This is a genomic window from Streptomyces sp. SudanB52_2052 (assembly GCF_964272415.1).
In the GTDB taxonomy this organism is placed as follows: Bacteria; Actinomycetota; Actinomycetes; order Streptomycetales; family Streptomycetaceae; genus Streptomyces; species Streptomyces olindensis.
Genome location: NZ_OZ186796.1, coordinates 101,427 through 128,257 on the forward strand (window position 1 = coordinate 101,427; position 26,831 = coordinate 128,257).

A 26,831-nucleotide genomic window follows, 5' to 3' on the forward strand; every position below is an offset into this window, starting at 1 on the left:
CCCTGATCCGAGCCTGACCCAGCAGGGACCGGCCATTGCCACGGGCCGTGAGTCAGAGCTCCGAGGTGCACCGGGAGCCGGTCGGCAAGCGGAGCATGCCGCGATCACGCTCGCGGACTGCGGACCGCTACGGTCTTCCTGCCGCCTGCGTGCTGCGGTTGTGGACGTGCCGCAGCTCCCCCGCCCGGCAGGACGGCGGCGGTGTGAGAGCCGATGCCGACGTCGTGCTCAACGAAGCCGGGCGGGGTGTGCTCGCCGAGCTGTGCGGGGTCGAGCCTCAAGTGCTGGCCCGGGCGGCGGTGGGGGCCGGGCTGGTGGTGGGGGCCGGGCTGGTGGTGGTCGGCCACCACCGGCGGGCACGTACCGCACGGGTCGCAGGCGATGTGCATGCAGCTCACCGCCAGGAGCTGCTCTGGGCCTACGGGATGGGTCGGTTCCGGGGATAGGGTGGATCTGCCAGCGTGCCCAGTCTCGCCGGGTGTGCGCGGTCATCTCGGCGGTGGCCAGAGTGGTGGTCTTCGCCGCGGTGAGGCGCTCTGGCCACCGGCCGGTCCGAGGGCCGGTGAGGAGGGCCTCCAGTAGCGGGCCGGCGAGCACGTGGTGGTCGAAGGGAGCCCGGTGGGCCGGGCGAGCAGCGCCAGCGGGGGGCAGGTGGGCGGGACGCAGGGCGGCCAGGGCCTGGCGTACGGCGGGGTTGGCACCCCAACAGGCGTCCAGGAGGAGGGCGTTGGCGGTCAGGGGTCGGTGCAGGGTTGTCAGGTCAGTGTCGAGGAATCCTTCGGGCTGGGGTCCGGGGTAGGAGTGGGTGCAGATGTAGAGGACGTTCGCGTCGGCGCCGAGCGCGCTGTCCGCAGCCCCGGGAGGCGCGATCAGGACCGGCTGGGTCCGGGACGGCAGGGGTGTCACGCGGGCAGGTAGGTCAGGCGGGCGGCGACACGGTGGGCGTCCGCTGACAGCGCGGGGAGCGGGCGGGCGCGACCACCAGGACCCGCAGGTCGCGCACGATGCGGATGCGCGGGGCGGCGGAGCGTCGGGGGCCAGGCACTGCGGTGACCTGAGGCATCGTCAGGTCCCTTCGCGTAGCCGGGCCATGCAGGCGGGGCAGATGTCGAAGTCGTTCGTCTTTGGATCGATCAGGGAACCACAGCCCTTCTTGCACCAGGTCAGGGTCTCAAAGAGAGCAGCGCAGCCCAGGCATAGATAAAACGACCAGTCGCGATGAACATCGATGATGGTCGGGGTGTCACACCTGGGACACCAGTGGACGAGTGCTTCCTCGTTGTCTCGGGGGTCCAGTGCTGCCCGGCGCACCATATCGGCGTAAACGTAATCAGCGGTGGCCGATTCGGCGTCGGTCCACGTGCGGTAGCAGAACCGGCAAGCAACAGGGGTTCCGGCGACCAGCGCTGGCATACCGCAGTCCGGGCAGTCGACCGTTACGTCCGCGTACGGAGCCAATGCCTCCTTGATTCCGTTCATCCGAGTATTGATCAGCTCGGTGATCGTGCCCAGTCGATGCCGGATGTCGTCCATGGCCGTCTCCACCTGGGCTTGTTCGGCCGCGTCCAGGTGTGGCAGAAGGTGTTCGTGCAGGAAGGCGAGCAGGAAGTCCAGCACGGTGGCGGCTTGGGTCTCCACCGCCGGCGCGGACTGCGTCAGCCCGTAGTGCTGCAGGGCATTGCGGGTCTGACCCAGCTTCGCGACGGCGGCAAGATGCTCGCTGTCCAGGTCCAGTCCCACCACCTCACGTAGCCGCTTGAGGGTCTCGTCGATGCCGCAGCTGACGAAGTTTCCGCTGGCGAACCGCTCGCTCACCGGAGTCTTCCTGCTCTTGCGGAGCTCGGCGGACAGGTCCTGTAGGACCAGCGTCCAGTGCGCCTGCCGGAGGCGGGCCTTGAGCAGGACCTCAGTGCCGGCTTGGAGGTGCAGCACGGCGTACTTCAGGTCGCGCGGCGTCGCATCGTCGGACAGGTGCTCCACCACGCTGGCGAGGTAGTCCAGTCCGTTGAGGACGGGTGGGAAGTCGATCTGCGGCTCCGAACCGGATGTAGGCGGCCCGGGGCGCTGCCCGGGCACCTCGACGCCGGGCGAGGAGAGCTGATTGCCCCTTCACGGCTCGGTCTGTGTTCTGCCGGATCTCCCCCGTCATCCTGCTCCCACTGTGCTTCCGTCCCTAACGAAGTTGGTGAGTAAGCCGGTTACCGCGCCCGTCTGTCGTCGTTTTCCGGCGGCTTCTGAATTCGGCTTAGAGAGCCTATTGGGAAGCAGGACCGTTCGGTGAGATGTCGAGGCACAGTTTGCGGGTCTTCGTCTCCTCGCTGTTGGGGGGCGGGTCAGCCACGGCGGGAAGAACCTCGCGGGGCGTCCATGGAAGCGTCGTGGGTACAGACCCGCGTGCCGCGTCATTGCCGGGTCCTTGCTGGGGAGGGCGACGCCCTTGAGTAAGCGAGCATGCCGGTCGGGCGCCTGTGTCACAGTGAGCAACGAGAGCGAATAGGCGACAAGGGGGGCGGGCTGTCGTGCGGCGTGACCGAGGGCTTCCGGTGTTGCGGGAGAAGGAGTTGGTGGCCGCTGGCGTGGACGTCGGGCCGGTGCGGCAGATCACCGTTGTCGTCGGGCGTGCGGGCGGCGGGAAATGGCACGTTCCCGCCAAGGCCTCGGGGTGGCGGAGCCATTGCCGGTATGCGGAGCACCTGCCGGGCAGTCCGCTCGCTCTGCTGGATGTCTGTGAGCAGGTGTGTCGTCACTGCGCCCGGGTGGTGAGTGTGGAGCCGGGCGAGGAGGCGCTGTGGCGGGCGGCGGCCGAAGTCGTCGTGGCGGACGGGCGGGTGCGCAGGCTGGAGGAGCAGGAGGCGGGCCCGCGGTCCTGGGAGGGCTATGCGGGGGTGCTGTGGGAAGCGGCCCGCCATCACGATGCAGACGTGCGCGGAAGGCTTGAGCCGTAGACGGCTGACGCCTCGGTTGCAGGTGCGCGGCAGGTGCTTCAGGCGTGGTCGGGAGTACTGAAGCGTTCTGAGGCTGCGCTGGCCAGTTGGCAGGCGGCGGCGCCCGCGGCGCGCTCCGCTACGGCGGTCAGCGGGGCGTGCGATGCGGTGGCCGCCGACGGGGACCGTGCAGCAGGAGGGTCTACAACTGGCGGCCGCGGTGCTGCGGTCCCGGTGGGCGGAGCCGTTCGACGTGTGGGCGGCCGTCCGGCAGGCGTGGAGCGGTGTCCGGGACCAGGGCGGCGAGGCGACTGCGGCACGTGCGGCGGCGATGCGGGCGGTGGAAGCCGTCTGGGGCGGGGGGCGGGTGCGTGATGTGACGGCGCTGCCGGAGCCGGCCCTCGTGACGGGTACCGGGTTTGTTTCTCCCGCGCAGTGGGCGGATGCGGAGTTCCAGCACCGGTGGCAGCAGTACGTGTTGGACCGGTGCGACCGGCTGGAGGAGGCACTGGGGGCAGCCACGGGTGAAGGCGGCGAGGGGTGGCAGCTGGTGCGGGTGAGCAGCTGGCCGCTGACCCGCAAGCAGGATGCGGAACTGGCCTACCTGGCCCAGTACGAGCAGCACGGCCCCGCTGTCCCGTTCGGCGGCCGCCTGGCCGGCTACGGCATCGAACCCGACCACGCTGTCGTGCTCGCCGTCCCCCGCTTCGCCGCCCGGCACGCCGCCGACCACACCCGCGACGACCGTCAACGGGTCATCCTCGGATCGGACCTTGTCGCGGGCACCGCCGAGCCGGACAAGCTGGACATGCTGGCGCTGCTGCGCGGCGCCTACCCCTACCTGCCGGCGGACGCCGAAGGCGACGGGCCGAGCGCCAGGCCCACGGCCATGGTGACGACGGCCCGGGCGGTGCGGCGCGCTGACCAGCTCGGGCGGCGGGCCGCCTACAGCGGACCGGACTCGATGGAGGTCTATAACGATCTGGCCGTCGGCAAGTACAGCTGGGTCCCCGACGACGAGCATCCCGGCCCCGCGGCCGCTGAGATGGAGCACCTTCCCGTCCACTGGCTCAAGGACTGGCCAGACGGTCGGCAGCAGCCTTGGCGACCATGTCGAAGTCCAGGGGCCCGGGCGGCACACCGAGGTGCTCGTGCAGTCGTGTCCAGGAACGGGCCATGCACGGCACCCTACGGCGGGGCGTGGACAAGCGGCGGGGCCCTGCCTTTCCCTCGGCGAACGGCTACGGGGCGGGCGACCGCGGCTTTCGCCGCCCGGGTCGCCCCGCTCAGGGCGGCCGTGTCAGCGTGATGCCGCTGCCGAGGGCCGTCGAGGTACTGGGCTCGCCGCCGGTGCCGTCCCCTAGCGCTGCCGGCTGGTCGGCGAGACGGGCTGCCTGTCCGAACAGGTGCAGCAGGGCGTCCTGGACTTCGGTGAGCTGGTCGATGCGGCGGAGAAGTTCGGCGTATTCCTCCACCGGCATGTGGGTCTGATCGGCGCTCGCGGTTGCGGCTCGGGCGGCATCGGGGAGGGGGTTGGTGACGAAGGTGCCCAGGCCGTGGACGGCGTGGACGAGGCCTTCGTCGCGCAGGACTCGCACAGCGGCGCGGGCGGTCATGTTGGCGATCCCGTAGTCCTCTTCCAGGACGCGAGAAGGCGGCACCTGGTCGCCGGGTCCCAGTTGCCCGGTGAGGATTTGCTGGCGCAGGACATCGGCCAGGAGGCGGTAGGGCGGCCGGTCCGAGGGCTGCGGCAGCCGACGTGGCGCAGTTCCCTGTGTGCCCGGCGGGGCCTGCGGGAGGCTTGGCTGTCGCTCATGAAGCGTCCTTGCGCGGAACGGGGCTGCGGTGGAGCTGACGCTGCACCAGCGTGATCTCCGGTGTGCCGTAGGCGGTGGTCACGCCGGAGATCGTGTAGCCGGAGGCCTGGGAGAGCTCGCGCAGGGGATAGCGGCGTGCCGGCTGGAACTCCCGGGCGTATGCGAGGAGCAGGCGGATGCGGCGGTCGGCCTCTTCCTTCTGTGTCCGGGCTTGTTCCAGGGCGAGGATCAGGGGGTCTTCGTCCGTGGCCAGGGCGGCGGCTTCCAGATTGTCGGCGTACTGCGTGCGCTGGAGTTCGCTCTGCTCACAGGCGTCGGCGAAGCAGCCCTCGGGGGTGAAGCTTCCCGGCTCGGGCAACGGGCAGAGGAGGGCGGCGAGTTCACTGATCGGATGCATTTTCCGATCTTCGACGCGACGCTGCCCGGCTCCTGGCTGGTCGACCTCTCCCACGTCGACCTCGCCCGGGTGAAGGTCGGCAAGCAGTGGCGTGAGCTCGACGCCGCGCTGCTGCCCAGCCCGTTCACACCGACCGGCGAACGCCCCGAGGGCCCGGCCTGGTACGCCACCCCCACCTTGGCGTATGCCGTCGAGCTCGGCTACGACGTCGCCCCGCTGGAAGCCTGGGTGCGGCCGGAAAGCGGCCGGTTCCTGGACGGCTGGTACAAGCGGCTGCGAGGCGCCTACGTCGACACCATGGCGGATCTGGGCGTGGGCGAGAAGCTGGCCCCGGCCGAGTTCCTGGAAGCGATGGACGGCTACAAGCAGCGTGATGCGGAGCTGGGAATCGTCGTGGACGCCGTCAAGATGACCGTCAAGGGCGGCATCGGCAAGCTGCAGGAAAAGGCCCGCGGCGGCGGCTGGAAGCCGGGGGCAGGCGTGGCCCGCCCTCGCCCGTCCGACGTGGCGCCCGGACATCCGCGCGACCGTCATCTCCCGAGCCCGTACCAACATGCACCGCAAGATGCTCAACCTGGCGACGGCCACCGGTCGCTACCCGGTCGCGGTCCTCCCGGACTGCGCCGTGTACGCCGCCGACGGACCCAGCCCGCTGGATGTCCTGCCCTACGACGCCGACGGCAAGACGGTGCCGGGCAGCTTCCGGCTGGGGGTGTCACTCAGGATGGTCAAGCACGAGGGCACCCAGAGCGTGCTGTGGGGCGCCAACGTGCTCGAGCAGCTCGGCGCCGACGGCCATGTCGCCAACCTCGCCCGCTACATCAAGACCGGCGAGGTCACCGCCAAGGACACCGGAGAGTAGAGGGGGCAGGGTCGGTGGTCACGATCGGCGAAGAACTCGACAAGGCGGTGCAGGGCGCGTTCACGCGCCCGATCCCGAAGTCAGCGGGGGCGCAGATGCGTTACCTGGTCCGCCAGCACCAGGGCAGCACCCGGCGCGTGGCCGAGCTGCTCGGCATCAGCCAGCGCACCGTCGAACGCTATGTGAAGAACCAGATCAAACCCCCCGGCCGGAGCTCGCCGACCGCCTCGAGCGTGAGGTCCGCGTGCGCTGGCAGCCGCAGGTGAGAGCCAGGGCGAAGCAGGCCGCGGCCACTACCGGCGACATCATGATCGATGTCCAGGCCCGTTTCGGCTACACCGCCGCCCCCGGCAGCACCGACGACGCCCGTGTGCGTCACCTCACCCTCGCGCTGCCGCCCGGCCACGCTGCCCGTCTCTTCCAGGCCCAGGAGGCCGGTCTCACCGAGGACCAGCTCCGCCAGATCGCCGCCGAGGCCCTCGGCGAGGTCTACTTCCGCGACAGCGGCCGCCGCGCCCATGGCCTCGAAGTGGAGCTCACCGACCTCTTGGACCTCGAGTTCGAGCTGTAGCCAGGTCGGATGAACGGGGCGCCATGTGTTCGATACCGCTCCCGCGATGCCCATGGCCACCTGCGTGATCATCGCTACAGCTCGCTGCGGGGGTTCCTCCTATGCTGCCGCAATGGGTCTGGATCTCAACCTGCGCATGGTGGACTGGGAGCGGCTGCGCGCCATCTCCGTCGCGGACCGGATTCCAGTCTTGGAGGAGACGATGTGGCCGACGGATCTCGATGACGAGTACCTCTCCACGTACGGCTTAGCCAAAGGCTGGGTGTGGCCGCCGGATCAGGAGTCGGTGTGGTGCGCCGAGTACCGCTTTTACAGCACCAGCGGCTCCTACAGGCCGCATGCCCGCGCAGGCGACGCCTGGGCCGACATGCGCTCACTGGTCGACACCGCCGTGCGCGAGGCGATGGACTGCTTCCTGGGCGGCCTGATCTGGGACGCGGATCCGGCCGTTGATCCTGCGCTGACCGGCGGGGGGGTCTTCCCGCCCGCCACCGACCGCTGGCACCCGCGCATTCTTCTCGTCTGCCCGCCGGAGGTGGTACCCGGCAAGGTCCATGCCTGGCAGCGGGCGGAGCCGCGTCTGGAGGAGTTGCGCGGGCCGTTCAGCGCGGAGTGCGAGGGCTGGGCAGGACGCCCGGACACCTTCGAGGAATTTACCGCGCTGCTGTGCGAATGGGCCGAGGTGGCACGGGAGACGGCCCGTCGCGGCTGGGGCCTGGTGGGTCTGCCGTAACCCTTGCATGCGGCGGTCGCGCGTTACGGCTGCAGCGCTCGTCAGCGCCCGTGGGTGCGGATGTCTGCCCCGGCTGCGCAGGCTGGCCGCGGACCATGATGAGGCGCCATTGCCAGGCGGGAGGCTCGTGACCGTGAGGTGCACCAGGCAAGGGCATTGGGCAGCAACAGGAAACGGCATTGGGGGAGCTGTGGCAGCAGCATTCCCGTGAAACCCGCAGCCGCTTCCGCGTCCTTCTCCGGACCCTTCGCCCTTGGCGTCCTCTCCGCCCCTGACCAGGCGGCATTCCCCGGTCTCGTGACCCCCGGGGGGCGCGTTCTGGATCTTTCCACGGCCCTCGGAGAGCCGGCCCTGACGACCCGGGGGATCTTCGAGCGGTGGGACGAGGTGCTCCCTCGCCTGCACGCGCTCGCGGCCGACGAGACGGCCGACTGGCGGCCGTTGGAGCACCTGCGGGTGCACGCGCCGGTCGAGCCCCGCCAGGTCTTCCAGTCCGGCGCCAACTACCGGCAGCACGTGATCGACCTGGAGGTCGCCCACCGCTCCCCCGACGACCCCCGCACGGTCGAGGAGGCGCGCGCGGAGATCGCCGCGGTCATGGACCGGCGGGCGGCCGAGGACCTGCCGTACGTGTTCATCGGCCTGCCGAGCGCGATCACCGGCCCCTTCGACGACGTCGTACTCCCCGACTGGGCCGAACAGCCGGACTGGGAACTGGAGCTGGCGGCCGTCATCGCCCGGCCCGCCTACCGGGTGACGGTCGAGGAGGCCCTGGAGTACGTGGCCGGCTACACCATCGCCAACGACCTCACCGACCGGGCCACCGTCTTCCGCCGGGACATGAAGGCCATCGGCACCGACTGGCTGCGCTGCAAGAACGCTCCCGGCTTCACCCCGCTCGGCCCGTGGATCGTGCCCGCCGCGTCGATCGCCGACCCCGGTGACCTGCGCGTCACACTGAAGCTCAACGGCGAGACCATGCAGGACGAGTCCACCAGGGACATGCTCTTCGGCATCGCCCGGCTGGTGTCGTACATCTCCCGGACCTCCCGGCTCCTGCCCGGCGACCTGGTGCTCACCGGCAGCCCGGCCGGCAACGGCATGCACTGGGGACGGCTGCTGCGCGACGGCGACGTCATGGAGGGCTCCATCACGGGTCTGGGCGTGCAGCGCACCCGCTGTGTCGCCCAGGGGACCGCGTCGTGACGGCCCCGCCCGACCCCGCGGACGCCGAGGGCGCCATCACCGAGGCCGCCAAGCGGTACTCCAACTGGGGGCGCTGGGGCGAGGACGACGTGCTCGGCACGCTGAACTTCCTCGACGAGGCCAAGCGCCGTGAGGGTGCGGCACTCATCCGCCGGGGGGTGAGTTTCTCGCTGTCGCAGCGGTTCGACATGAACGGGCCGCAGAAGGGCTGGCGCCGCCGCACCAACCCCGTCCACACCATGCTGGACACGGGAACGGACGCGGCGCTGGGCAACCAGGGCTTTCCGCACGGCATCGGCGGCGCCGACGACGTGATCGCGATGCCCCTGCAGTGCTCCACCCAGTGGGACGGGCTCGGGCACATCTTCGACCACGGCAAGGCGTGGAACGGGCGGGCGGCCGAGAAGGTCGTCACCTCCGACGGCGATCTGGTCACCGGCATCGAGCACATGGCCCCGTACGTCGCCGGGCGCGGAGTCCTCCTCGACGTCGGCCGGGTGATCGGCGGTGAACGCGGGGAACTGCCGGACGGTTTCGCGATCACCGAGGACCACCTGACCGCGACGGCCGAGGCGCACGGCGTGGCCGTCGGCCGCGGGGACATCGTCGTCGTCCGGACCGGGCGGCTGGCGCGCGCCCGCCGCGAGGGCTGGGGCGACTACGCGGGCGGAGACTCGCCCGGCCTGTCCTTCACCACCGCCGGCTGGCTGCACGCGAGCCAGATCGCCGCGATCGCCACCGACACGTGGGGCTTCGAGGTACGGCCGAACGAGTTCGACGGCGCCTTCCAGCCGCTGCACCAGGTCGTCATCCCCAACATGGGCCTGCTGATCGGCGAGATGTGGGACCCCGACGCCCTCGCGGACGACTGCGCCCGCGACGGCGTGTACGAGTTCTGGCTCACCGCCGCGCCCCTGCCCATCACCGGAGCCGTCGGCTCCCCCGTCAATCCGGTCGCCGTCAAGTGACCTGTTCAACAAAGGAGTCGGCCATGGAAGGAAAGCGAGTCCTGGTCATCGGAGGGGGCACCTCCGGCAACGTCATGACCGTGCTGCTGCGACGGGCCGGCATCGACGTCGACCTCGTCGAGGTCAGGCCGGACTGGAACGTACGCGGCTCCGGCATCACCCTTCAGGGCAACGCCTTGCGCGTGCTGCGCGAGGTCGGCGTCTGGGACGAGGTCCGCGAGCGCTCGCGGAAGGCGAGCCACCGCTCGTTCTCCCGTCTCTCCCGGGCGAAGCCCGATCACTTTGGCGACCGCGGTCTTCAAGTTGTCGTAGCGCACCTTGCCGGTCGGCACTCCTCTAATATGCGGGTCTCGTTGTCAAGCAGTCATCGATTCGAGGGAGTGTTCGCCCGATGGGCACCGAGCCGCTTCGCAGCCTGCGCTATGTGGGCGACATCACCCGCGATGACGTCCTCGCGTTGGAAGCGTTCATCTACTCCCAGCTTCGGCCAGTCCAGGATGCGGCTGGCGAGACCGGGGACGCCTTCTGCGCGTTGCGTTCCCTGGAAATCCTGGTCTGCGACTCGGCAGGGCTTCTGCTGGCACTCCTCGACCGGGTCGGTCGTGGCCATGAGGAGCGCTCGACCATGCTCCGTGAGTGGAACCGGCTGTGGACCACCGCAAGTTGGTGGAACTACCGCGACGGATACGACACTGACCGCTGGAATCGCCTGGAGTATATGGACGCCGCAGCCGAAGCCTCACACCGTGCCGAAATTGCAAGAGCTCAGGCAGCCGCTGGGGAGGCTCAGTGAGACGGGCAGCTGCCGTAACGAACTCGGCGGGCCGAGGCGGTCAGGAGGCTTCTCCGTCGAGGCGGCTGAGGAGTCCGTCGAAGATCTGCTCGCGTGCGACCTGACCCTTGGCGGCAGCGTCGTCCCGCTGGCGCTCGAGGGTGGGCCGGAACTCGATCGTGGTGACGAAGAACGTGCACGACTCGCAGATCGACTCGAAGTGGCAGTCCATCTCGACAGGGCGAGCGCAGTAGCCGTTGCCGAGCATCCGGCGGTGCATCTCCCGGCGGAGCTTGGCCATCTCCGCTCCCTCGGCGTCGGCCGGCAGCTGGCGCGGGGCGTCGTAGAGCGCCTCGACCTTCTCCGAGATGGCGAAGTACTCGTCGGCGACGGTCCGGTCTGCGATCCGCGCGTAAACACGTGTCATGGACAACGACCTGTGTCCGAGCAATGCCGCGATGGCCTCCAGGGACATGCCTCGGTTGATCGCCTGGGTGGCCAGAGTATGTCTGAGCTGGTGCGGGGTGACCCGGCCCAGTCCGGCCCGCTCGGCGGCTTTGCGGACGGCGGCCTCGATGCGGGAGGCGTTGACCGGGCGGCCGTGGTCGGTGAACAGCAGGTTCGAGCGCAGGCCCTCGGGCCGGTGCAGCAGCCAGTCGTCCAGCAGCGTCTTCAGCTGCGGGTGCAGGGGGACGTAGCGGTCGGTGTGCATCTTGCCGACCGGGGCACTGCGGAGCCAGTAGGCGGAGCCGATCTGGACGACCGCGTCGATGGTGAGGCCGAGCATTTCGCTGCGGCGCATCCCGGTGCGGGCGAGGATCTCGATGGCCAGCCTCGCGAACGGGTCGGTGTCCTGGCGGGCGGCGGCCAGCAGTTTGGCGGCCGCCGCGTCGTCGAGGAAGCGGGGCAGTGGTTCGTCCGCGATCGGGAAGTCGCTGTCGAACACCAGCTGGCGGGGCGGCGGTCGGCGGCGTCCCACTCGTCCAGGCGGCGGAAGAAGCCGCGGAGTTTGCTCAGCCGGTCGCGGACGGTATGCCGGTGCAGCGGTCCGCCGCGGGCGGCCGGCCGCTCCAGTAGCCACTGCCGGTAGCGTTCGACGTGCCGTCGCTTGAGCTCGGCGACGCAGGTGACGTCCGTGTCTTCGACGGCGACCAGCAGGGCGAACTCGCGCAGTGTCAGTTCGGCGTTCTTCACAGTGCCGGGCCGCAGTGCTCCGGCGATCTGCTGCAGATAGTGCTGCATCGTGTCCGCGATCCCGGCGGGGACGCGGGCCCACTCCCGGGCCCGCATGTCGGCGTGGTCCGGGGAGCGTCGGCGTGGGAGCTGGTCGGTCAACTCGCAGTGGAAGAGCGTCGCTTCGAGGTTGAACAGGGCGGTCGACAGGGCCTTGACGCCCCGGTTGGGGATGCGGTGGGCGGCCTCCAGCAGCAGGCGGCGACCCTCGTCCCAGTCGCTCTGCTGTAGCTCGTGCGGCTGCATCCCGAACAGCGCCACGAAGTGGCCCAGCAGGTTGAACTGGGTCAGGGCCACCGTGTCGCGGAAGCCGAGAGCGCGGGCCGTCTCCATGAATCGCAGGTGCAGTTCCGGCGCCGTGCGGGCGAGCACGATGCCCAGTCGCGGGCGCCGGGCGACCAGATAATCCGCGCCCGGCTGCATCCGTCCTGTGACCGAAAGCCAGCTGATGAAGCGGTGGGTTTCGTGGTTGAAGTCGAGCTGGCGTTCCAGCGGCAGGCGACAGAAGTCGGTCAGGTCGGGCACAGCGGCGAGCAGAGCGCGGGCGCCCCAGCGGACCTTGTGGTCGGTGTTCATGCCCTGCGCGGCCCGGTGGGCGAGGTAGAACTCGACCAGGTCCGGGCGCACGATCGGCAGGGCCGCGGCGCGGGCCCGGCGCATCAGTCCTCCACCCGGTCGGCGTCGATGGCCGCACTGGCCTGCAGGTACTGCTCGACGAGCCAGGCGTTGGCCAGATGGAGGTAGATCCGGGTCGATTCGATGGAGCGGTGTCCGGCCTGGGCCTGTACCGCTTCCAGGGCCATGCCCGCCTCCCGCAGCCGGGTCAGACAGGTGTGCCGGAGTTGGTGGCATGTCAGCTTTGGCAGGCCGGTCCGTTTCCGGACGCCGTCGAGGATCTCGTCCAGGCCGTCGGCGGAGAGCGGCCGGCCGCGGGTCGGCCCGCGCAACACTACGAACAGATGGTCGTGCTCGACCGGCGGACGCTCACGGTCCAGGTAGCCGCCGACCGCGCTGAAGAACTGCGCGGAGATGGGTATCAGACGTTGGTGCCCGCCTTTGCCCTCGCTGATGAAGACCCGACGCTCGCCCGGTGAGAGGTCACCCAGGCGCAAGCCGAGGACCTCGCAGCGACGCAGACCGCCCAGTAGCATCGCGAGGATCATGGCTCTGTCCCGCGCGGTGTTCAGTGCGGCAAGGACCGTCTCGACCTCGCCTGGCCCGAGGACGCGTGGGAGGGTGCGAGGCGTGCGTAGGAGCGGTGCCCCGCGGTTGCCGCTGCGGCGGCGGTTGGCCAGTCCTGTCGGCACCGGGTTGTGGTCGATGGCGAGGTCGTCGCGGGTCATCAGGTAGCCGAACAGCCCGGAGATGCTGGCGAGCCGGCGCTTTATGGTGCGTGCCGAAAGCCCGGCTTCACCGTCTTCGAGCCGGACGACCTTCGGGCCTCGCCGTGGCTTCTTCTGTGCGGCGATGAACGCGAAGACGTCCGCGGTGACGATGTCGGCCGGCTCCTTGGGCACCACCGAGAAGAAGACCTTCAGGTCGTAGGCAGTGGCCAGCAGCGTGTTCGGCCGGCAGCGTGCCGCCACGAACTCCAGGTAGTCGTCGACCAGGGCGTGCCCGAGTGACGCCGCGGGGTTGCCCGCGGCATCGACGCGTCGTACCAACTCCGGCTGCCAGGCCATCCGAGCTCCTCGACGGGAGCGACCATCCTGACCGGGAACACGAGATCGCGGAAGAGTTGTCACCCACATAACCTCCCAGGACGCTGAGAGCGTGGACGTGGCCTTCGAAGAACGCCTCCTGACCGCACGAGGCGAAGATCCGGTGCACCGCCTTGCCCGAATACGACCGGCGGAAGCTGAACAGGTAGCAGACCCCCGCTCGGCCCGGCCAGATGCACTGTCACGTCCCCGAAGTCGACCTCGGCCTCCACCCCGGGACGGTGCGACTGCGGCACGAACGCCTCAACGGGACCGCGGCCGGCCGCCGCCCAGATCTCACCCCGGCGCACCGCGACGTAGTCGCGGACCATGCCGTAGGAGAGGTCGTGGGCCTGATACTCCTCAAGCAGCCGGTCGAAAACGCGCTTCGCGGTATGCCGCTGCTTGCGCGGGGCGTCCAGATCGACCCGCAGCATCTCGTCGATCACCGGTTTGTACGGGTCGAGACGGGTCGGCCGCGGTGGCAGCTCCTTACGCGGACGGGGCCAGACCGACTCCAGCGCGTTCTGCACCGTCGGGTGGCCGATGCCGTACTTGCGCATCACGGCCCGCTTCGAGAGCCCGGCACGGCAGTCCCTGCGGATCGCCGCGTACAGCTCGACCTTGGACTTTGGCGCCATCGACGCCTCCTCGCAGCACGGAGCACGCCCATGCTCCCACCACAAGCCCCCCGGTGTTGCCAAACTCACCGACATACCCAGGACCGGCGGGCACGTCGACGCGGAGGTGGACCGTCGGCCGCACTGTCAGCTCCGTTCGCTAGGGTCTGCGGCCATGACTGAGAGCAAAACGGAAGCCTGGCCGGAGCCTCCACTCGCAGGCACCGAGGCAGCAGCCATCCTCGGCGCACTCGAACGGCAGCGGGCCACCGTGGCCTGGAAATGCTCCGGCCTGGACGCCTCCGGCCTTCGCGCCACACTCGGCACGTCCACGATCACTCTGGGCGGCCTTCTCAAGCACCTGGCGCATGTGGAAGACAGTCACTTCGCCCGGCTGTGGCTCGGCTCCCCCGTCGGTGCACCCTGGGACACCGTCGACTGGGACAGCACCCCCGACTGGGACTACCGCTCCGCTGCGCAGGACACCCCCGACCAACTGCGCTCTCTCTGGCAGGAATCAGTCGCCCGCTCCCGTGCCATCGTCGACGAGGCGCTCAGCACGGGCGGGCTGGACCAACTTGGCGCCTACACCACCCGTAGCGGCGAACGCCCCAACCTCCGCCGCATTCTCCTTGACCTCATCGAGGAGTACGCCCGCCACGCCGGCCACGCCGACCTCATCCGTGAATCCGTCGACGGACTCACGGGCGAGGACCCGCCGAGGTGAACTGAAGTACGGCGTGGAGGGATGGTCAGCCTTCGTCCTGCTCACCCCCGGACAAGGGCGAGTTTCTGTCGAGCGAGCACGGCCGGAGCCATAAGCCGAGCGCCGACGACTGACCCTGCGCCGCACGGCTCACCCCCGCACCGGGCCCCGCCGCCCCCACGCGGCCGACCCGCTGGGAGCGTGCTCCGCGCAACAGTATGCAGACGCCCTCGACCGCCTCGCCAACCGGCTTGCAGCGGCCGACTCGCTCGTCAACTACCGGACCCGCCGAGAGAAAGTGGGCACCCCTGCTGCAGAACCCGCCACACGCGAGTCTCATCGAGACCAGGAGGGCCCGACGACGTGCTTCGTCGACACGCCGACACGCTCGCTGAGCGAATTGTCCCCGGGCGCTGAGCTCGGCGACTCAAACAAGAAGCGGGTGAGGTTCCGGTAGCGGTGCCGCGCCCTTCGGGCCGCGGGCGCGGAGGGAGCAAGAGGCCGTGGTACTGCACGTGCGGGGGCCGCGAGGCGCCCCGGCCGACCACCTGGTGGCCGGAGCACTGACTGCGGCCTTGTGACTACGCGAGTGACGCGCGGCGCGACATCAGGTGTTGAACCGCACTCCACCGAGCCACTTGACGCTCGCCGGGTCGTGATGGTCGAAGATGGGGCTGCGGCCCGTGTCCAGGCCGGCGATGCGCGCCATCTCGTCGTCGGTGAGCTGGAAGTCGAACACGTCGAGGTTCTCCGCCATGCGTTCGGGGCGCACCGACTTCGGGATCACGACGATCTCGCGTTGGACCAGCCAGCGAAGGGCGATCTGAGCGACGGACTTGTCGTGGGCGCGGGCGATGTCGACGAGCACCGGATGGTCGAAGAAGCCCTGGCCGCCTTGGGCGAGCGGTCCCCAGGACTCGTGCTGGATGTTGTACTCGCCCATCAGCTTCTGGTCGTCGGTGCGCTGGAAGAACACGTGGGTCTCGATCTGGTTGACCGCGGGGACGATCTCGTTGTGGGTGATGAGATCGACGAGCCGGTCGGTGTAGAAATTGCTGACCCCGATCGCGCGGGTGCGGCCGGCCCGGTTGAGGTCCTCCATGGCCCGCCAGGCGCCGTAGTAGTCGCCGAAGGGCTGGTGGATCAGGTACAGGTCGAGGTAGTCGAGACCGAGCCGGTCGAGCGAGCGGTCGAAGGCGCGCTTGGTGCTGTCCTGGCCGTAGTCCTGGATCCACAGCTTGGTGGTGATGAACAGTTCGTCGCGGGGGATGCCGCTCTTGGCGATGGCACGGCCGACGGCTACTTCGTTCTCGTAACCGGCGGCGGTGTCGATGAGGCGGTAGCCGGCGGCCAGTGCGTCGGTGACGGCCTGTTCGGTCTGCTCGGGTGCGACCTGGTACACACCGAAGCCGAGTATCGGCATCCGTACACCGTTGTTGAGGGTGACCTGGGGGATCTGTACGGTCATGAGCTGGGCTTTCTCTTTCTGAGCGGCTGTGCTGATCCTGTGTACGGTCAGCGGTGCTTGACGCCGGTCCGGGCAGCGGGGGCGAGGGTGGGTTCGGTGACGGGGGCGTCGCCGAGGGCCTCGTCGACGGCCCCCAGCAGGTCGTCCGACAGTTCCACGCCGGAGGCGGCCGCGTTGGCGTGGACCTGTTCGGGACGGGAGGCGCCGGTGATGGCGGAGGCGACCTCGCCGCGGCGCAGGATCCAGGCGAGCGCCAGGGTGGGCATGCTCATCCCGGCCTCCTCGGCGATAGGGACGAGGCGCTGGACCGCTTCGAGGGTGGCGTCGCTGTAGACGAGGTCCTGGGAGACCGCCATGTCCGCGGAGGCGAACCGGCTTCCCTCCGGGACGGGCTGTCCGGGCCTGTACTTGCCGGTGAGGACGCCCTGGGCGAGGGGGGACCAGACGACCTGCGAGATGTTGTTGGCGGCGCACAGGCCGAAGACCTCGGCCTCGGGGGCCTGCCACAGCATGGAGTACTGCGGCTGGGAGGAGACGAAAAGGTCGGGCCCGGCGATGTCGATCGCTGCCTGGATCTGCTCGGGGGTCCACTCGCTGAAGCCGAGGTAGCGGGCCTTGCCCTGCTCGACGACCTTCTGGAACGCCTCGATGGTGTCCTCGATCGGGACGGTGGGGTCGAAGCGGTGCGCCTGGTACAGGTCGACGTAGTCGGTCTGGAGGCGGGCGAGGGAGGCGTCGATCTGCTTGCCGATCTGGGCGGGGGACAGGCCCTGGTCGGCCGGATCGTCCGACATCGGGAAGTAGACCTTGGTGGCCAGGATGTAGGAGTCACGGGGGTGCGTGGAGAGGATCTCGCCCCAGGCCGTCTCCGCGGCGCCCTGGCCATAGACGTTGGCGGTGTCGAAGAAGTTGATGCCGGCCTCGAACGCGGCCTCGGTGCAGGCGCGGGTCGCGTCCGCTTCGATGCCGCCGGCGTAGGTCAGCCAGGAGCCGAGGGAGATCTCGGAGACTTCCAGGTCCGAGCTGCCGAGTTTGCGGTAGCGCATGATCGCTCTTTCCGTCGATGATGGATCACCGGTGCCTGGTCAGCCGGGGCGGGCCGCGGTTCCAGGGCGGGGTCGATGCGGGTGCTGTCAGCCGGGTTGACGACCGTGCCGGGGAGCACGATCTCTCGACGGCAGTCCACGAAACCAGCGACCACAGCCCACAGACAGTCACGCCTGTGAGGGGTAATGGCAGGGACCCCCTTTCGAGGCGGCGGGAGCACGCACGCGGAGATGACAGCAGGGTCGGGTTCCGGCCCCAGGCATGCAGATGGCTCGGGGAGTACGAGACGGTCGCCGCGGCGGGGAGTCCGCGGAACGGGCCGCACCTGGCGTCAGTGCTCGGTGTCGGACTGCGCGGCAGCCTTGGCCTGGTTCTGGGTGGCGGCCCAGCTGGCCAGGAGCTTGAGCGCGTCCGCGGCCGGGGTGTCGGGATCCGCGCTGTAGACGGTGATGGCCAGGCCCTCGTCGCCCGGCAGGTCAAGACTCTCGTGGACCAGTTCCAGATCGCCCACCACCGGGTGCCGGAACCGCTTGGTTCCCTCGGTGTATACGTGCACGTCGTGCGCTCCCCACAGGGTGCGGAAGGCGTCGCTGCGGGTGGACAGTTCACCGATGAAGTTCGACAGCTCGCGGTCGTAGGGGTTCTTGGCGGCCTCCACCCGCAGCACCCCCACCCCGTCATGGGCCACGCGCTCCCAATCCCGGTAGAACACTTGCGCCCGCGGATCCAGGAAGACGAACCGGCAGGGATTGACCGGCTCGTGCTCGAATGCCTGGCAGTGCAGGGCGCGGGCGAGCGGGTTGGCCGCCAGGATGTCCAAGCGGTTGTTGCGCAGGTAGGCCGGCTGGTCGTGCAGGCCCTCGATGATGCGCAGCACGCTGGGCCGTACGGTGGCCTTCTTGGGGCGGCGCTGGACGCGGGCCGGCCCTGCGTTGGCCGCGCGGGCCAAATCGTACAGGTGTTCCCGTTCGGTGTCGTCCAGCCGCAGGGTCCGGGCGAGCGAGTCCAGGACGCTGTCGGAGACCCCGCCGAGGTTGCCGCGTTCCAGGCGGGTGTAGTACTCGACGCTGACTCCCGCCAGCATCGCGACCTCGCCGCGGCGCAGCCCGGGCACCCGCCGCTGCCCGTACACCGGCAGGCCTGCCTGCTCAGGCGTGATCTTGTCTCGGCGGGACTTCAGGAATGCGCAGACTTCAGCCCGATTGTCCATGATTCCAGCGTAGGGAGCCAGGACGGCCGGTGGGGGTCCCTGTCGGTACCCCTTACGGCAGGGACCCCCACCGAGTCTTGACCAGCGTCCATGTCTCGCGAGAGGGCCCGGACCCATCGGCAGGAAGCGGACCGAGCGCAGGGCTGGGCTCAGCGCACGGTGAATCCGCCGTCGACGGCGAGCGCCTGTCCGACGGTGAATCCGGCTCCGGGGCTGCACAGCCACAGCACGGCGGAAGCGATCTCCTCGGGCTGTCCGTACCGCTCGCTGGGAATCTCCTTGATGATCGCCTCCATGTGCTCGGGCACCTCGGCGACCGCGCGGGCGACCATCGGGGGCTCGGTGACTCCCGGGCAGACGGCGTTGACCCTGATGCCCCGGGAGGCGTACTCCAGTGCCGCGCTGCGCGTGAGGCCGATGACGGCATGCTTGGAGGCGTTGTACGCGCCCAGTCCCGCGGTGCCGACCACACCGCCCGTCGAGGAGCAGTTGACGATCGCCCCGCTGCCCTGGTCGCGCATGTGGCGCAGCTCGTATTTCATGCAGTTCCAGACGCCGCGGAGGTTGACCGCGATGACGCGGTCGAACTCCTCGCCGTCGGCGTCAGCGGTCTCGCTGACCGGTGCCTGGATGCCGGCGTTGTTGAAGGCGGCGTCCAGGCGGCCGAAGGTGTTCACGGTCTGCTCGGTGGCGTCGGCGACCTCGGATTCGACGGCGACGTCGCACCGCAGGGCGATCGCCTGGTGCCCGGCCGCTGATTCGAGGACGACGACGTTCTGCTCCTTGTCGTGATGGACGCGCAGGTCGTCGGCGCTGTGCAGTCGGACGCTGTCTCCGTAGCCGCGGTAGAGCTCCATGAGGGCAGCCCGGCCCTCGACGCGTCTGGGGTAGTCGGGGACGGTGACCACATATCGACTGTCATGAGGGCACATCCCTTCCATCTCTCACCCGGGTCGGCCCCGGGCTCCCAGCTCACCCTAGAAGCCAACCCGGTCAGCCGTCAGCTCACGTGGCACCGCATGCCCTACGCGGCCGTTGCCGTGAAGTCCGCTGCCGCACTGAGCGGAGGCGGACTCCCACTCACGCTCTCGGCTCGAAGCTCCCGAGGAAGCCGAACCAAGGGCTCTTCGGCCGCTCGACCGACGCACGCGCCGCGGCTACATCCCATCCTGACCAGGACAGTTCTCGACCGTTCCCCGCCCTACTCCGTGTTCTCACCTCGCTGCCGACCCGCCAGGCCACCCGATACGAGAGCGTCGAGCTGAGCGCGGAGGCGTGCCTGCAACAGGGTGCGCAGTTCGTCGGGTGCGACCACGGTGAGCGGGACGGCCAGCGCGAGAAGGCGGGTGGCGAGTTCGTCCAGGTCGGTGCCGCCGAGGGTGACGCGCGTGGCATCCGGCCCGGCGCTCTCGTGGACGCCCGACCCGGGAGGGACGAGCCGCTGCGCCTCCTCCAGGGGCACCGGCAGCACCACCGTCGCATACAGCGGGTAGTCACTGGTCAGCATGTCGGCGACCATGCGCGCGGCATCCGGCGGATTCTCGATCCGGACCGGCTGCCCCGTGGGCCGCGCCTCCACCACGCGGTCGGCCCGGAACGTCCGCCACTGCCCGCGCTCGACGTCGAGCGCGACCAGGTGCCAGCGGTTCCGAGTCCGTACGAGCCGATAAGGGTCGGCCGCGCGGCTGGTGCTGCGTCCCTCACGGTCGCGGTAGACCATCCGCAGGCGGTGGCGGTGACGGCAGGCACCGGCCAGCTCCAGAAGCACTTCGGTTGACACCGGATCACCCGGCCCCTGCGGAGTGTGAACGACGGAGTCGGCGAACGCGCTGAGCCGCTCGGCCACCCGGCGCGGCAGGATCCGCTGCAGCTTGAACAGCGCGGACAGAGCCGCCTGGTCGCTGCCCAGCACCCCCCGCAGCGCTGTTTCCCGCAACGCGACCGCCACCGCCAGAGCTTCGTCGTCATCCAGGTTCAACGGCGGAAGGGTAGTGCCCGCGGCCATTCGGTAACCGCCCCACGGCCCCGGATCAGACTCGATTCCGTACCCGAGATCCCGCAGCCGGGCCACGTCTCGTCGCACAGTGCGCTCATCGACCTCCATGCGCTCGGCAAGCTCACGATTCGTCCATGACGGCCGCGTGGACAGCAAGGACAACAGTCGCAACAGCCGCACCGGGGTACTCCACACACCGGGACTGTAGACGATGCCTTGGCCACCACCGCCGCGATCGCGTGTGACGGCCGAGCGCGCCGACCGCTGAGCACAGAGCAACTGAAGCGTTCACTGGCCAACTGAAGCACTCAGTCACATCAGCCACGATCGGGCCTGGGGGCAGTGGGGCTCGTCCCGGTACCAGCACCGCCGCCGCCACGGTCAGCGCCAGCGGCAGCCCGCCGCAGTGCCGGGCGATGCCCGCCAGCGCCGCCGCCTCGGCCGTCGGGCGCGGGTCGTGCCCCAGGGACTCGCGCAGCCACACGGCGACCAGCGCTTCGGCGGGTACGGGGCAGCTCAGTCGGGGACAGGGTTCGGGCGGAGAAGTCGTGGTCGAGGAGCCGGTGCCGGGAGGTCACCAGCAACCGGTGCGCGTCCCCGCCGGGCGGGACCAGGTCCCGGATGTGGCGGACCTCGGCGGCGCCGTCGACGACGACCAGCACGCGCTTCCCGGCCTGCTCACGCTCCGCCAGCTCCGACCGGTACCGCGTCAGTCGTCCGTCGTGGGACGTCGGCAGATCTTCGTCCGCGACGCCGAGCTCACCTAGCAGCGTGACGAGTGCCTGCTCGACGCTAACGGCTGCGTCCAGCGCACACCGCCTGCGAAGTGCGCTTCGATGAGCGCGCGTTGAGCGGCGGTCAGCGCCAGCGCACTCAGGTGCTCGGCAAGTCCCCGCGCTGCCGAGGCAGCGTGCCCGCGGCAACCGAGGGGAAGCCGGCCACCGCCTGTCCGGAGCTCTGGAATCAGGCGGTGAGGTCGGGGAGCCGGTACTCGTACTTGCGGGGGCGCAGGTCTTCGTCGGCCGGCTCCCAGCCGGTGTAGTGGGAGACGGTGCCGCCGCTGGCAGTGTAGGGGTCGGTGGTGGTGTCGACCCTGATGTCGCTGACGACGTAGAGGTCGACGGTGTTGTGTTTGTCGCGGGCGTGCAGGACTTCGTTGACGGTGAGTTCGACGCTTGTGGCGGCGCCCGTGGTGCCCTTGACTTCGACGTGGCGTTCCTCGGTGCCGCGGGTGCAGCGCAGGTCGTAGGGCTTGCCCAGCTTTTCGACCGTCCAGCCCTGTGCTTCGTAGTGGGTAGTGGCGAGTTGTTCGGCGTGTTCTTCGATGGCTTTGCGCTTCTTGGGGTCGGAGACGTAGCCGGCGCCGCGGCGGCGGTGCCGGGGCTTCTTCTCGCCTGCGACCTGTTCGGCAATAAAACCCGGTGACTTGTCCAGGGGGACGTCCTCGGGCTGGTCGGGGTCGAAGGGAATGCCAGCGAGTTCCAGCAGGCGCTGGGCGGGCATCTGGACGAGTTTGCCCATGCCTCGGTCGGTGCCCGAGCGGCGGATGGCGTCGCTGCCGGCCTCGGTGAGCGGTCCAGTGGGTCCCAGGGGGACGTTCTCCAGCTTGGCCAGGGGCTCGATGCCGAAGCGCTGCGGGTACTTCAGGCGCCTTTCGGCTTCCTCGTCGGGCCAGTGCCAGGCCTGGCCTTCGTAGAAGCCTCCGCGGACCTGGAAGAGGTAGAGGGTGGCGGTCTTGTGCAGCCAGTCTTCGAGCTGGACACGGGGCGAGGCTCCGGTCGCCAGCAGGGCGAACTCCGGCCGCGCGTCATCGTATTCGGGCTTCTTATCCGGAAAGCCCCAGGAGAGGGTCTCGATGCCGTGCTCGAGGTTGCGCTGGGACTCGGTGCTCTGGCCCACATGGACCATCACGAACATCGAACTCTTCATATAGTCGCATCATAAGCATGCTTGTGAGTGGTTGACAGGGCTTCTTGTCGGTCGGCTGCCAGTGGAGTGGCGCGGGTGTTGGGGGCTGGGTGTGGCTGCCCAGCCCTGGCCGGGCCGTTGGGGTGACCCGGCAGCCCAGAGACGAGGGAAGGCACGTGTCCGACCAGTTCCCGTATGAGGAGCGGGCGGTGTGGGGGCCGGTGGCCTGTGCGGCTGCCGGTCGCGTCGGTGACATCGCCGCGGCGTTGGACAAGGCGGCGTTTCTGAGCCGGTGCGCGGCCCGGCACCGTGCATTCGGCTTCGGGGATCCGGGGGCTGCTGAGGAACGGAGCTGGCGCAACAGTTGGCCGCCGCTGTTCGCGGCACTGGTGCGGGCCGGGCTGAAGGACCTTCAGGTGTACCTCGAGTACGGGACACCGGGCGGAGGCCGGCGCCTGGACGCGCTGCTGGTCGGCGCCGCTCCGGGCGGGGCCCTGGGGCTGGTGGTCATCGAGCTCAAGCAGTGGCAGACCTGCCGCGTTCTCGACACTGACCGGGTGATGCGCAGCGACGGCCTGGTGACGGCCCATCCCGTCCACCAAGTCGCCGCCTACCGCAGCTTCTTCCAGCACTGGCACCCAGACAGCGCGCCGGTGCTGGACGTGCGCGCGGTGGTGGCCCTGCACAACGCGACCGCCGCCGAGGGAGCTGCTCTGGCGGCCGGCGCCGGCGAGGACGTCGGTGTCCCGGTCCTGACCGCCGAGGACCTGGCGCGGCCCGGCAGGGAATTGGAGCGGCTGCTGCGCTGCGGGGACCTGGCCGCGCCCAGCGCCGGGCAGGTGAAGGAGTTCGAGGAGATTCGCTGGCAGCCCTCCACCCGTCTCCTCGACCACGTCGGTGCCGACCTGGAGGGCAGCAGCACGTTCGCCCTGGTGGGAGACCAGCAGGATGCGTTCGTACGGATCCGCCAGGCCGCGGCCCGGTACCTGCCCTCCCTCGGCCAGGACTCAGCCCCCGAAGATGAAGGCGAGGGCGCGGTCATCACGGTGAGCGGCGGCCCGGGCAGCGGCAAGACCGCTCTCGCCGTGCGTCTGCTCGGACGCCTTATGCGCGCGCACCCCACCACCCGTCCCCGCTTCATCACCCCCTCCGGTACGCTGCGCGCCCACCTCCACCACGCCGTCCGCGGACACGGCGCGGCCCGTGAACTGTTCCCCGCGGCCAGCTCCCTGCGCAGCACCGCCCGGCAGGCAGGCGCGCTCATCATCGACGAAGCCCAACGCATCAAACGCACGGGCGCCGGCCTGCCGGCCGACCTGGCCGCCGTGCTGGAGCACGCCCCGCTGGCCGTCATCTTCCTCGATGAACGCCAGATCATCCGCCCCGATGAAGGCACCACCGTCGAGGAGATCCGCACGGCTGCCCGGGGACTGAGCCGCGCCCACCACCACCTGGAACTCACCGGATCATTCAGGTGCAGCGGCTCAGCCGCCTACACCGCCTGGGTCGACGCCCTGCTGTACGGCACACCCGTCCCCTGGACCGGACACACCGAGTACGAGCTCGGCCTCGCCGACGACCCCTTCCAGCTTCAGCAGTGGATCGAACAGGCCACCACCGATGGCCACACCGCCCGCACCACCGCCGGCTTCTGCTGGCCCTGGACCCGCACCAGGGCCCGCGGCGCCACCGCCCTCCCCCTCGACATCACCATCGACGTCCCCTCCCCCAGCCCCGGCGCCCCACCCCGGACCTGGCGCGGTGCCTGGAACGCCGCCACCACCCTCACCGCATCCGACGGATTCCCCCTCGCACCCCACAGCCAGCTCTGGGCCAGCCACACCGGCGGCCACCAGCAGATCGGCTGCATCTACACCGCCCAAGGCCTCGAATACCACCACGCCGGCGTCATCATCGGCCCCGACCTCACCTGGACAGACGGCCACTGGCAAGCCCACCCCGGCCAAAGCCGCGACGAAAGCCTCCGCCACCTCACCCCAGCCCAATACCTCCCCTACGCCCTCAACACCTACCGCGTCCTCCTCACCCGCGGCACCCACACCACCCGCATACACGCCACCGACCCAGACACCCACCACCTCCTCGGTGAGCTCATCCGCCCGCGCACCAGCGGCTAACACAGTTCATCCCACAGCAGCGGCTGAGGGAGCCCACGAACCGTCCACTGGCCCAGGTCGGCAAGGAGTGCCGTGAGCAGATCGCCGAGCTGCGAACCGCGCGGAGACCGCCCGCGGCGAGCCCCTCGTCTTGCGCCGCCGGCTCGCAGACAGACAGTGAACCGCCCCAGCTCGAATGGAGACGTTGCAGGGCGCGACCCGTGTACTGCGCGGTGACAGCTGAAGCGGCTGGCGGCAATCACCGGGCCTGGGCCGCGGGGATTGCCGAGCGACTGATGGCTCGGCCCGCCGAGCAGGGGGCCTCGGGCGGTGCACATCCGGTTGGTCCGGGATCATCGGACCGCCGGGTTCCCCCCTTGATCGCTTCGGTCAAGCCGGCGGACGGTCTCGGTCGCAGACGGCTGAGCTCGTCCGTCGAAGCCGGCCGACCGCGTCGGTCAGACCATCCCTTCTCGGTGCGATGCGCACAGCCCCGTCCCGTTGTGGGCCGTCAGGTTCTGGATTGCCGTGGACAAGTAGTTGCGGACCGCGGCGGCGAGTTGGGCGGTGGGCGCCTCCTTGACCCGGAAGGTGTCGGCACCGGACTCCATGGCGCTGCGCGTTCTGCCGCCTCGATGCCCGTCGCGCCCGGTTTCTCGATGTCGGGCAGGGTCACGTCCGGGCCGAGCAGCGCGGCCATGGCCGCGCGGACCCTGGACTGGTCCTCGGCCCCAGCAGGACCTTGTCCGTGGCACTCATGGCGTAACTCCTACGTCCGCGCGTCCCACCCGTGGACGCCACCTCCTGACCGGAAAGCGCGGATGGGTGTGACGCACATCCTTACGATGCCCCGGTGACCGACCGGGGAATGACGCGAGGGCTCGTGGAGGATCAGGCGCGTCGGCTCAGGGCGACCGGCCTGGGCGCCGCGGCCGTGCTATTGTGGGCGTCGCTGGCGCTGTTCACCACGTCGACCGGACGGATACCGCCCTTCCAGCTGACCGCGATGGCGTTCGCGGTGGGCGGCCTCCTCGGACTGCCCCGGGTGCTGCGCGGCCACGGCACCGCCCTGGGCGGACTGCCCGCCGGGGCCTGGGCGCTGGGCATCGGCGGCCTGTTCGGCTACCACTTCTTCTACTTCCTCGCCCTGCGCAACGCCCCCGCCGTCGACGCCGGACTCATCGCCTACCTGTGGCCGCTGCTGATCGTGGTGTTCTCCGCGCTGTTGCCCGGCGAGCGGCTGCGCTGGTGGCACACGGCGGGGGCGCTGCTCGGGCTCGCCGGGACCGTCCTGCTCGTTACCGGCGGGCGGGGAGTGCAGTTCAGAAGCGAATACCTGCTGGGATACGGCGCCGCGGGCGTCTGCGCGCTGGTGTGGTCGGCGTACTCCGTGGCCAACCGCCGTTATCCGCAGGTGCCGACGGACCTGGTCGCCCTGTTCTGCCTGGCCACGGCCCTGCTCGCAGCCGTGTGCCATGTGCTGTTCGAGACGACCGTGCGGCCCGGGGGGTGGCAGTGGGCCGCGGTGCTCGCGCTCGGGCTGGGGCCGGTCGGCGGCGCCTTCTACGTGTGGGACCACGGCACGAAGCATGGGGACATCCGGCTGCTGGGCACCTTGTCGTACTTCGCCCCACTGCTGTCCACGGGGCTGCTGGTCGCGACGGGACGAGCCGACGCGAGCTGGCCCGTCGCCGTCGCCTGCGTGCTGATCACCGGAGGTGCCATGCTGGCCTCGGCGGAGGTGCTGCGCACGGCCCGCCGCCGCAGCCGGGAAACCGACTGAGTCTCAGGCGTCCACCGGCCAGGTGCCCCCGGCGGACCATCTCGGTCACTTTGTCTGAACCAGCCCCTCAACCACTCGCCTCTCCGCTGCAAAGCCCGTTGGCCGGTCCCGCGCAGCGGCGCGGCCGTCCTTTCTTCGCTGTTCGCGTCGGCGGTGCGGGCGAGCGCCATCACACTTCAGTCCGAGCGGTAGAGGAATCGGTGTAGCGGTGCGTCCTCGGTCAGCAACATGGTCAACCGGTGCGCGAGACGCTGCCATGCGTCTTCCTGCGCGTAGGTCAGCCGCACGCCCTGGCCGTCAGCGGCTTCGAGTGCGACGGTGAGGACCGCGGTGTCGGCGTCGGGCGCCAGGTCCATGAGGGACAGCACACGCGCCATCGTGCCGACGAGACGCACCGCGGTGCCCTCGCCGGTGGCATCGAGCGCGCGGAGCGCCACGGCCGTACCGGCCGGGTGTCCGGAACCAGAGGGCTCCACGAGTGCACCGGACAACTCGCGCAATGCCGAGTAGAGCAGATCGAGAGATGAGGTGGGCAGGTCCACGATTCTCAGACCTTCGTGTTCCCAGCGCCCGTTCGGCGTCCAGACACGTGGTCCCTTCTCGACGGCCGCCGCCAGACATGCACCGACGGTCCGGAACGCCGCCGGCGCTTCCACCAGTACGTCGGGGCTCCGGCCGCTCCGCGCCGCCTCGGCCATGGGCACGAGCAGTTGGTCTCTCACCCGCTCGTACTGGGCTTCGAAGTCAGGATCCACCACGACAAGGCGAGCTGACACGCGAGCTCCTCTCCTTG

At 69.9% G+C, this 26,831-nt stretch carries 25 protein-coding genes and 5 pseudogenes; 14 read left to right on the plus strand and 16 right to left on the minus strand.

The window, feature by feature from the left end; genetic code table 11:
• Positions 1–203: 203 nt before the first annotated feature.
• Complete coding sequence (locus ACSUPV_RS00485; protein ID WP_436949997.1) at positions 204–446, plus strand: hypothetical protein; 243 nt, start codon at positions 204–206, stop codon at positions 444–446.
• Positions 447–919: 473 nt separating this feature from the next.
• Here ACSUPV_RS00485 and ACSUPV_RS00490 read toward each other — a convergent pair whose 3' ends face one another.
• Positions 920–1,045 (minus strand): hypothetical protein, encoded by a 126-nt coding sequence (locus tag ACSUPV_RS00490; RefSeq protein WP_436946667.1) that lies wholly within the window; start codon positions 1,043–1,045, stop codon positions 920–922.
• Positions 1,046–1,065: 20 nt separating this feature from the next.
• The gene (locus ACSUPV_RS00495) at positions 1,066–1,983 is read right to left on the minus strand and encodes a hypothetical protein (RefSeq protein ID WP_436946668.1); all 918 of its coding nucleotides are present in this window, start codon (positions 1,981–1,983) and stop codon (positions 1,066–1,068) included.
• Between the two features lie 581 nt (positions 1,984–2,564).
• On the opposite strand from ACSUPV_RS00495, the gene ACSUPV_RS00500 reads away from it, so the two are divergent.
• The gene (locus ACSUPV_RS00500; protein WP_436946669.1) at positions 2,565–2,945 is read left to right on the plus strand and encodes a hypothetical protein; all 381 of its coding nucleotides are present in this window, start codon (positions 2,565–2,567) and stop codon (positions 2,943–2,945) included.
• 142 nt (positions 2,946–3,087) lie between these two features.
• Positions 3,088–4,233 (plus strand): hypothetical protein, encoded by a 1,146-nt coding sequence (locus ACSUPV_RS00505; RefSeq protein WP_436946670.1) that lies wholly within the window; start codon positions 3,088–3,090, stop codon positions 4,231–4,233.
• Here the strand turns inward: ACSUPV_RS00505 and ACSUPV_RS00510 are convergent.
• The gene (locus ACSUPV_RS00510) at positions 4,211–4,678 is read right to left on the minus strand and encodes a GntR family transcriptional regulator (RefSeq protein ID WP_436949853.1); all 468 of its coding nucleotides are present in this window, start codon (positions 4,676–4,678) and stop codon (positions 4,211–4,213) included. The two genes, ACSUPV_RS00505 and ACSUPV_RS00510, sit on opposite strands and share 23 nt — an antisense overlap.
• 58 nt (positions 4,679–4,736) lie before the next feature.
• Positions 4,737–5,138, minus strand: coding sequence for a hypothetical protein (locus ACSUPV_RS00515; protein ID WP_436946671.1), 402 nt, complete (start codon positions 5,136–5,138; stop codon positions 4,737–4,739).
• A 3-nt stretch (positions 5,139–5,141) separates the two neighbouring features.
• Here ACSUPV_RS00515 and ACSUPV_RS00520 point away from each other — a divergent pair.
• The 7 genes and pseudogenes from ACSUPV_RS00520 to ACSUPV_RS00550 all read left to right on the plus strand — a co-directional run.
• A pseudogene (locus ACSUPV_RS00520) lies at positions 5,142–6,000 on the plus strand (telomere-associated protein Tap); the annotation flags it as partial.
• Positions 6,001–6,014: 14 nt separating this feature from the next.
• A pseudogene (gene tpg / locus ACSUPV_RS00525) lies at positions 6,015–6,571 on the plus strand (telomere-protecting terminal protein Tpg).
• 112 nt (positions 6,572–6,683) lie between these two features.
• On the plus strand, positions 6,684–7,304 hold the full coding sequence (locus ACSUPV_RS00530) for a hypothetical protein (protein WP_436946672.1): 621 nt from the start codon (positions 6,684–6,686) through the stop codon (positions 7,302–7,304).
• A 207-nt stretch (positions 7,305–7,511) separates the two neighbouring features.
• Entirely contained in the window at positions 7,512–8,510 is a 999-nt protein-coding gene (locus ACSUPV_RS00535) for a fumarylacetoacetate hydrolase family protein (RefSeq protein ID WP_436946673.1), read from the plus strand.
• Positions 8,507–9,478 (plus strand): cyclase family protein, encoded by a 972-nt coding sequence (locus tag ACSUPV_RS00540; RefSeq protein WP_382613630.1) that lies wholly within the window; start codon positions 8,507–8,509, stop codon positions 9,476–9,478. Before ACSUPV_RS00535 ends, ACSUPV_RS00540 begins: the two co-directional genes overlap by 4 nt.
• 23 nt (positions 9,479–9,501) lie before the next feature.
• A pseudogene (locus tag ACSUPV_RS00545) lies at positions 9,502–9,789 on the plus strand (FAD-dependent monooxygenase); the annotation flags it as partial.
• An 80-nt stretch (positions 9,790–9,869) separates the two neighbouring features.
• Positions 9,870–10,271, plus strand: coding sequence for a hypothetical protein (locus ACSUPV_RS00550; RefSeq protein WP_436946674.1), 402 nt, complete (start codon positions 9,870–9,872; stop codon positions 10,269–10,271).
• Positions 10,272–10,311: 40 nt separating this feature from the next.
• Here ACSUPV_RS00550 and ACSUPV_RS00555 read toward each other — a convergent pair whose 3' ends face one another.
• Genes ACSUPV_RS00555 through ACSUPV_RS00565 form a run of 3 tightly spaced genes read right to left on the minus strand, consistent with a single transcriptional unit; the run spans position 10,312 to position 13,824 of the window.
• Positions 10,312–12,177: a tyrosine-type recombinase/integrase gene (locus ACSUPV_RS00555; RefSeq protein WP_436949854.1), complete on the minus strand. Its 1,866-nt coding sequence runs from the start codon at positions 12,175–12,177 to the stop codon at positions 10,312–10,314.
• A complete protein-coding gene (locus tag ACSUPV_RS00560; protein WP_436946675.1) occupies positions 12,143–13,165 on the minus strand; it encodes a tyrosine-type recombinase/integrase in 1,023 nt (340 codons plus the stop codon). Before ACSUPV_RS00560 ends, ACSUPV_RS00555 begins: the two co-directional genes overlap by 35 nt.
• 59 nt (positions 13,166–13,224) lie before the next feature.
• The gene (locus tag ACSUPV_RS00565) at positions 13,225–13,824 is read right to left on the minus strand and encodes a hypothetical protein (RefSeq protein WP_436946676.1); all 600 of its coding nucleotides are present in this window, start codon (positions 13,822–13,824) and stop codon (positions 13,225–13,227) included.
• 154 nt (positions 13,825–13,978) lie between these two features.
• Here ACSUPV_RS00565 and ACSUPV_RS00570 point away from each other — a divergent pair, with 154 nt between their 5' ends.
• Entirely contained in the window at positions 13,979–14,530 is a 552-nt protein-coding gene (locus ACSUPV_RS00570; RefSeq protein ID WP_436946677.1) for a DinB family protein, read from the plus strand.
• 586 nt (positions 14,531–15,116) lie between these two features.
• Here ACSUPV_RS00570 and ACSUPV_RS00575 read toward each other — a convergent pair.
• The 6 genes and pseudogenes from ACSUPV_RS00575 to ACSUPV_RS00600 form a co-directional block, all read right to left on the minus strand.
• Complete coding sequence (locus ACSUPV_RS00575) at positions 15,117–15,965, minus strand: aldo/keto reductase (RefSeq protein ID WP_436949855.1); 849 nt, start codon at positions 15,963–15,965, stop codon at positions 15,117–15,119.
• A gap of 59 nt (positions 15,966–16,024) precedes the next feature.
• The gene (locus tag ACSUPV_RS00580) at positions 16,025–17,023 is read right to left on the minus strand and encodes an aldo/keto reductase family protein (RefSeq protein ID WP_436946678.1); all 999 of its coding nucleotides are present in this window, start codon (positions 17,021–17,023) and stop codon (positions 16,025–16,027) included.
• 332 nt (positions 17,024–17,355) lie between these two features.
• Positions 17,356–18,234: a helix-turn-helix transcriptional regulator gene (locus tag ACSUPV_RS00585; RefSeq protein WP_436946679.1), complete on the minus strand. Its 879-nt coding sequence runs from the start codon at positions 18,232–18,234 to the stop codon at positions 17,356–17,358.
• Between the two features lie 149 nt (positions 18,235–18,383).
• Positions 18,384–19,142: an SDR family oxidoreductase gene (locus ACSUPV_RS00590; RefSeq protein ID WP_436946680.1), complete on the minus strand. Its 759-nt coding sequence runs from the start codon at positions 19,140–19,142 to the stop codon at positions 18,384–18,386.
• A gap of 293 nt (positions 19,143–19,435) precedes the next feature.
• Positions 19,436–20,212: a helix-turn-helix transcriptional regulator gene (locus ACSUPV_RS00595; protein ID WP_436949856.1), complete on the minus strand. Its 777-nt coding sequence runs from the start codon at positions 20,210–20,212 to the stop codon at positions 19,436–19,438.
• Positions 20,213–20,251: 39 nt separating this feature from the next.
• Positions 20,252–20,425, minus strand: a pseudogene (locus ACSUPV_RS00600) (helix-turn-helix domain-containing protein); the annotation flags it as partial.
• A gap of 353 nt (positions 20,426–20,778) precedes the next feature.
• Between ACSUPV_RS00600 and ACSUPV_RS00605 the strand changes: the two are divergent.
• A complete protein-coding gene (locus tag ACSUPV_RS00605) occupies positions 20,779–20,997 on the plus strand; it encodes a hypothetical protein (RefSeq protein ID WP_436946681.1) in 219 nt (72 codons plus the stop codon).
• A 196-nt stretch (positions 20,998–21,193) separates the two neighbouring features.
• On the opposite strand, the gene ACSUPV_RS00610 is transcribed toward ACSUPV_RS00605, so the two are convergent.
• Positions 21,194–22,159: a protein NO VEIN domain-containing protein gene (locus ACSUPV_RS00610; protein WP_436946682.1), complete on the minus strand. Its 966-nt coding sequence runs from the start codon at positions 22,157–22,159 to the stop codon at positions 21,194–21,196.
• A gap of 155 nt (positions 22,160–22,314) precedes the next feature.
• Here ACSUPV_RS00610 and ACSUPV_RS00615 point away from each other — a divergent pair, with 155 nt between their 5' ends.
• Positions 22,315–24,276, plus strand: a complete 1,962-nt coding sequence (locus ACSUPV_RS00615) for a DNA/RNA helicase domain-containing protein (RefSeq protein ID WP_436946683.1) — start codon at positions 22,315–22,317, stop codon at positions 24,274–24,276.
• 442 nt (positions 24,277–24,718) lie between these two features.
• Here the strand turns inward: ACSUPV_RS00615 and ACSUPV_RS00620 are convergent.
• Positions 24,719–25,014: pseudogene (locus tag ACSUPV_RS00620) on the minus strand (hypothetical protein); the annotation flags it as partial.
• 94 nt (positions 25,015–25,108) lie between these two features.
• On the opposite strand from ACSUPV_RS00620, the gene yddG reads away from it, so the two are divergent.
• Positions 25,109–26,038, plus strand: coding sequence for an aromatic amino acid exporter YddG (gene yddG, locus ACSUPV_RS00625; protein ID WP_436946684.1), 930 nt, complete (start codon positions 25,109–25,111; stop codon positions 26,036–26,038).
• 176 nt (positions 26,039–26,214) lie between these two features.
• Here the strand turns inward: yddG and ACSUPV_RS00630 are convergent, their stop codons facing one another.
• Entirely contained in the window at positions 26,215–26,814 is a 600-nt protein-coding gene (locus ACSUPV_RS00630; RefSeq protein WP_436946685.1) for a hypothetical protein, read from the minus strand.
• Positions 26,815–26,831: the final 17 nt, after the last annotated feature.

Bases quoted from the DNA above. Each gene is read 5' to 3' on its own strand.
- ACSUPV_RS00515 (WP_436946671.1), bottom strand. From the start codon at position 5,138: ATGCATCCGATCAGTGAACTCGCCGCCCTCCTCTGCCCGTTGCCCGAG.
- ACSUPV_RS00560 (WP_436946675.1), bottom strand. From the start codon at position 13,165: ATGGCCTGGCAGCCGGAGTTGGTACGACGCGTCGATGCCGCGGGCAAC.
- ACSUPV_RS00580 (WP_436946678.1), bottom strand. From the start codon at position 17,023: ATGCGCTACCGCAAACTCGGCAGCTCGGACCTGGAAGTCTCCGAGATC.
- ACSUPV_RS00585 (WP_436946679.1), bottom strand. From the start codon at position 18,234: ATGGACAATCGGGCTGAAGTCTGCGCATTCCTGAAGTCCCGCCGAGAC.
- ACSUPV_RS00610 (WP_436946682.1), bottom strand. From the start codon at position 22,159: ATGAAGAGTTCGATGTTCGTGATGGTCCATGTGGGCCAGAGCACCGAG.
- ACSUPV_RS00565 (WP_436946676.1), bottom strand. From the start codon at position 13,824: ATGGCGCCAAAGTCCAAGGTCGAGCTGTACGCGGCGATCCGCAGGGAC.
- ACSUPV_RS00530 (WP_436946672.1), top strand. From the start codon at position 6,684: ATGGGTCTGGATCTCAACCTGCGCATGGTGGACTGGGAGCGGCTGCGC.
- ACSUPV_RS00570 (WP_436946677.1), top strand. From the start codon at position 13,979: ATGACTGAGAGCAAAACGGAAGCCTGGCCGGAGCCTCCACTCGCAGGC.
- ACSUPV_RS00550 (WP_436946674.1), top strand. From the start codon at position 9,870: ATGGGCACCGAGCCGCTTCGCAGCCTGCGCTATGTGGGCGACATCACC.
- ACSUPV_RS00505 (WP_436946670.1), top strand. From the start codon at position 3,088: ATGCGGTGGCCGCCGACGGGGACCGTGCAGCAGGAGGGTCTACAACTG.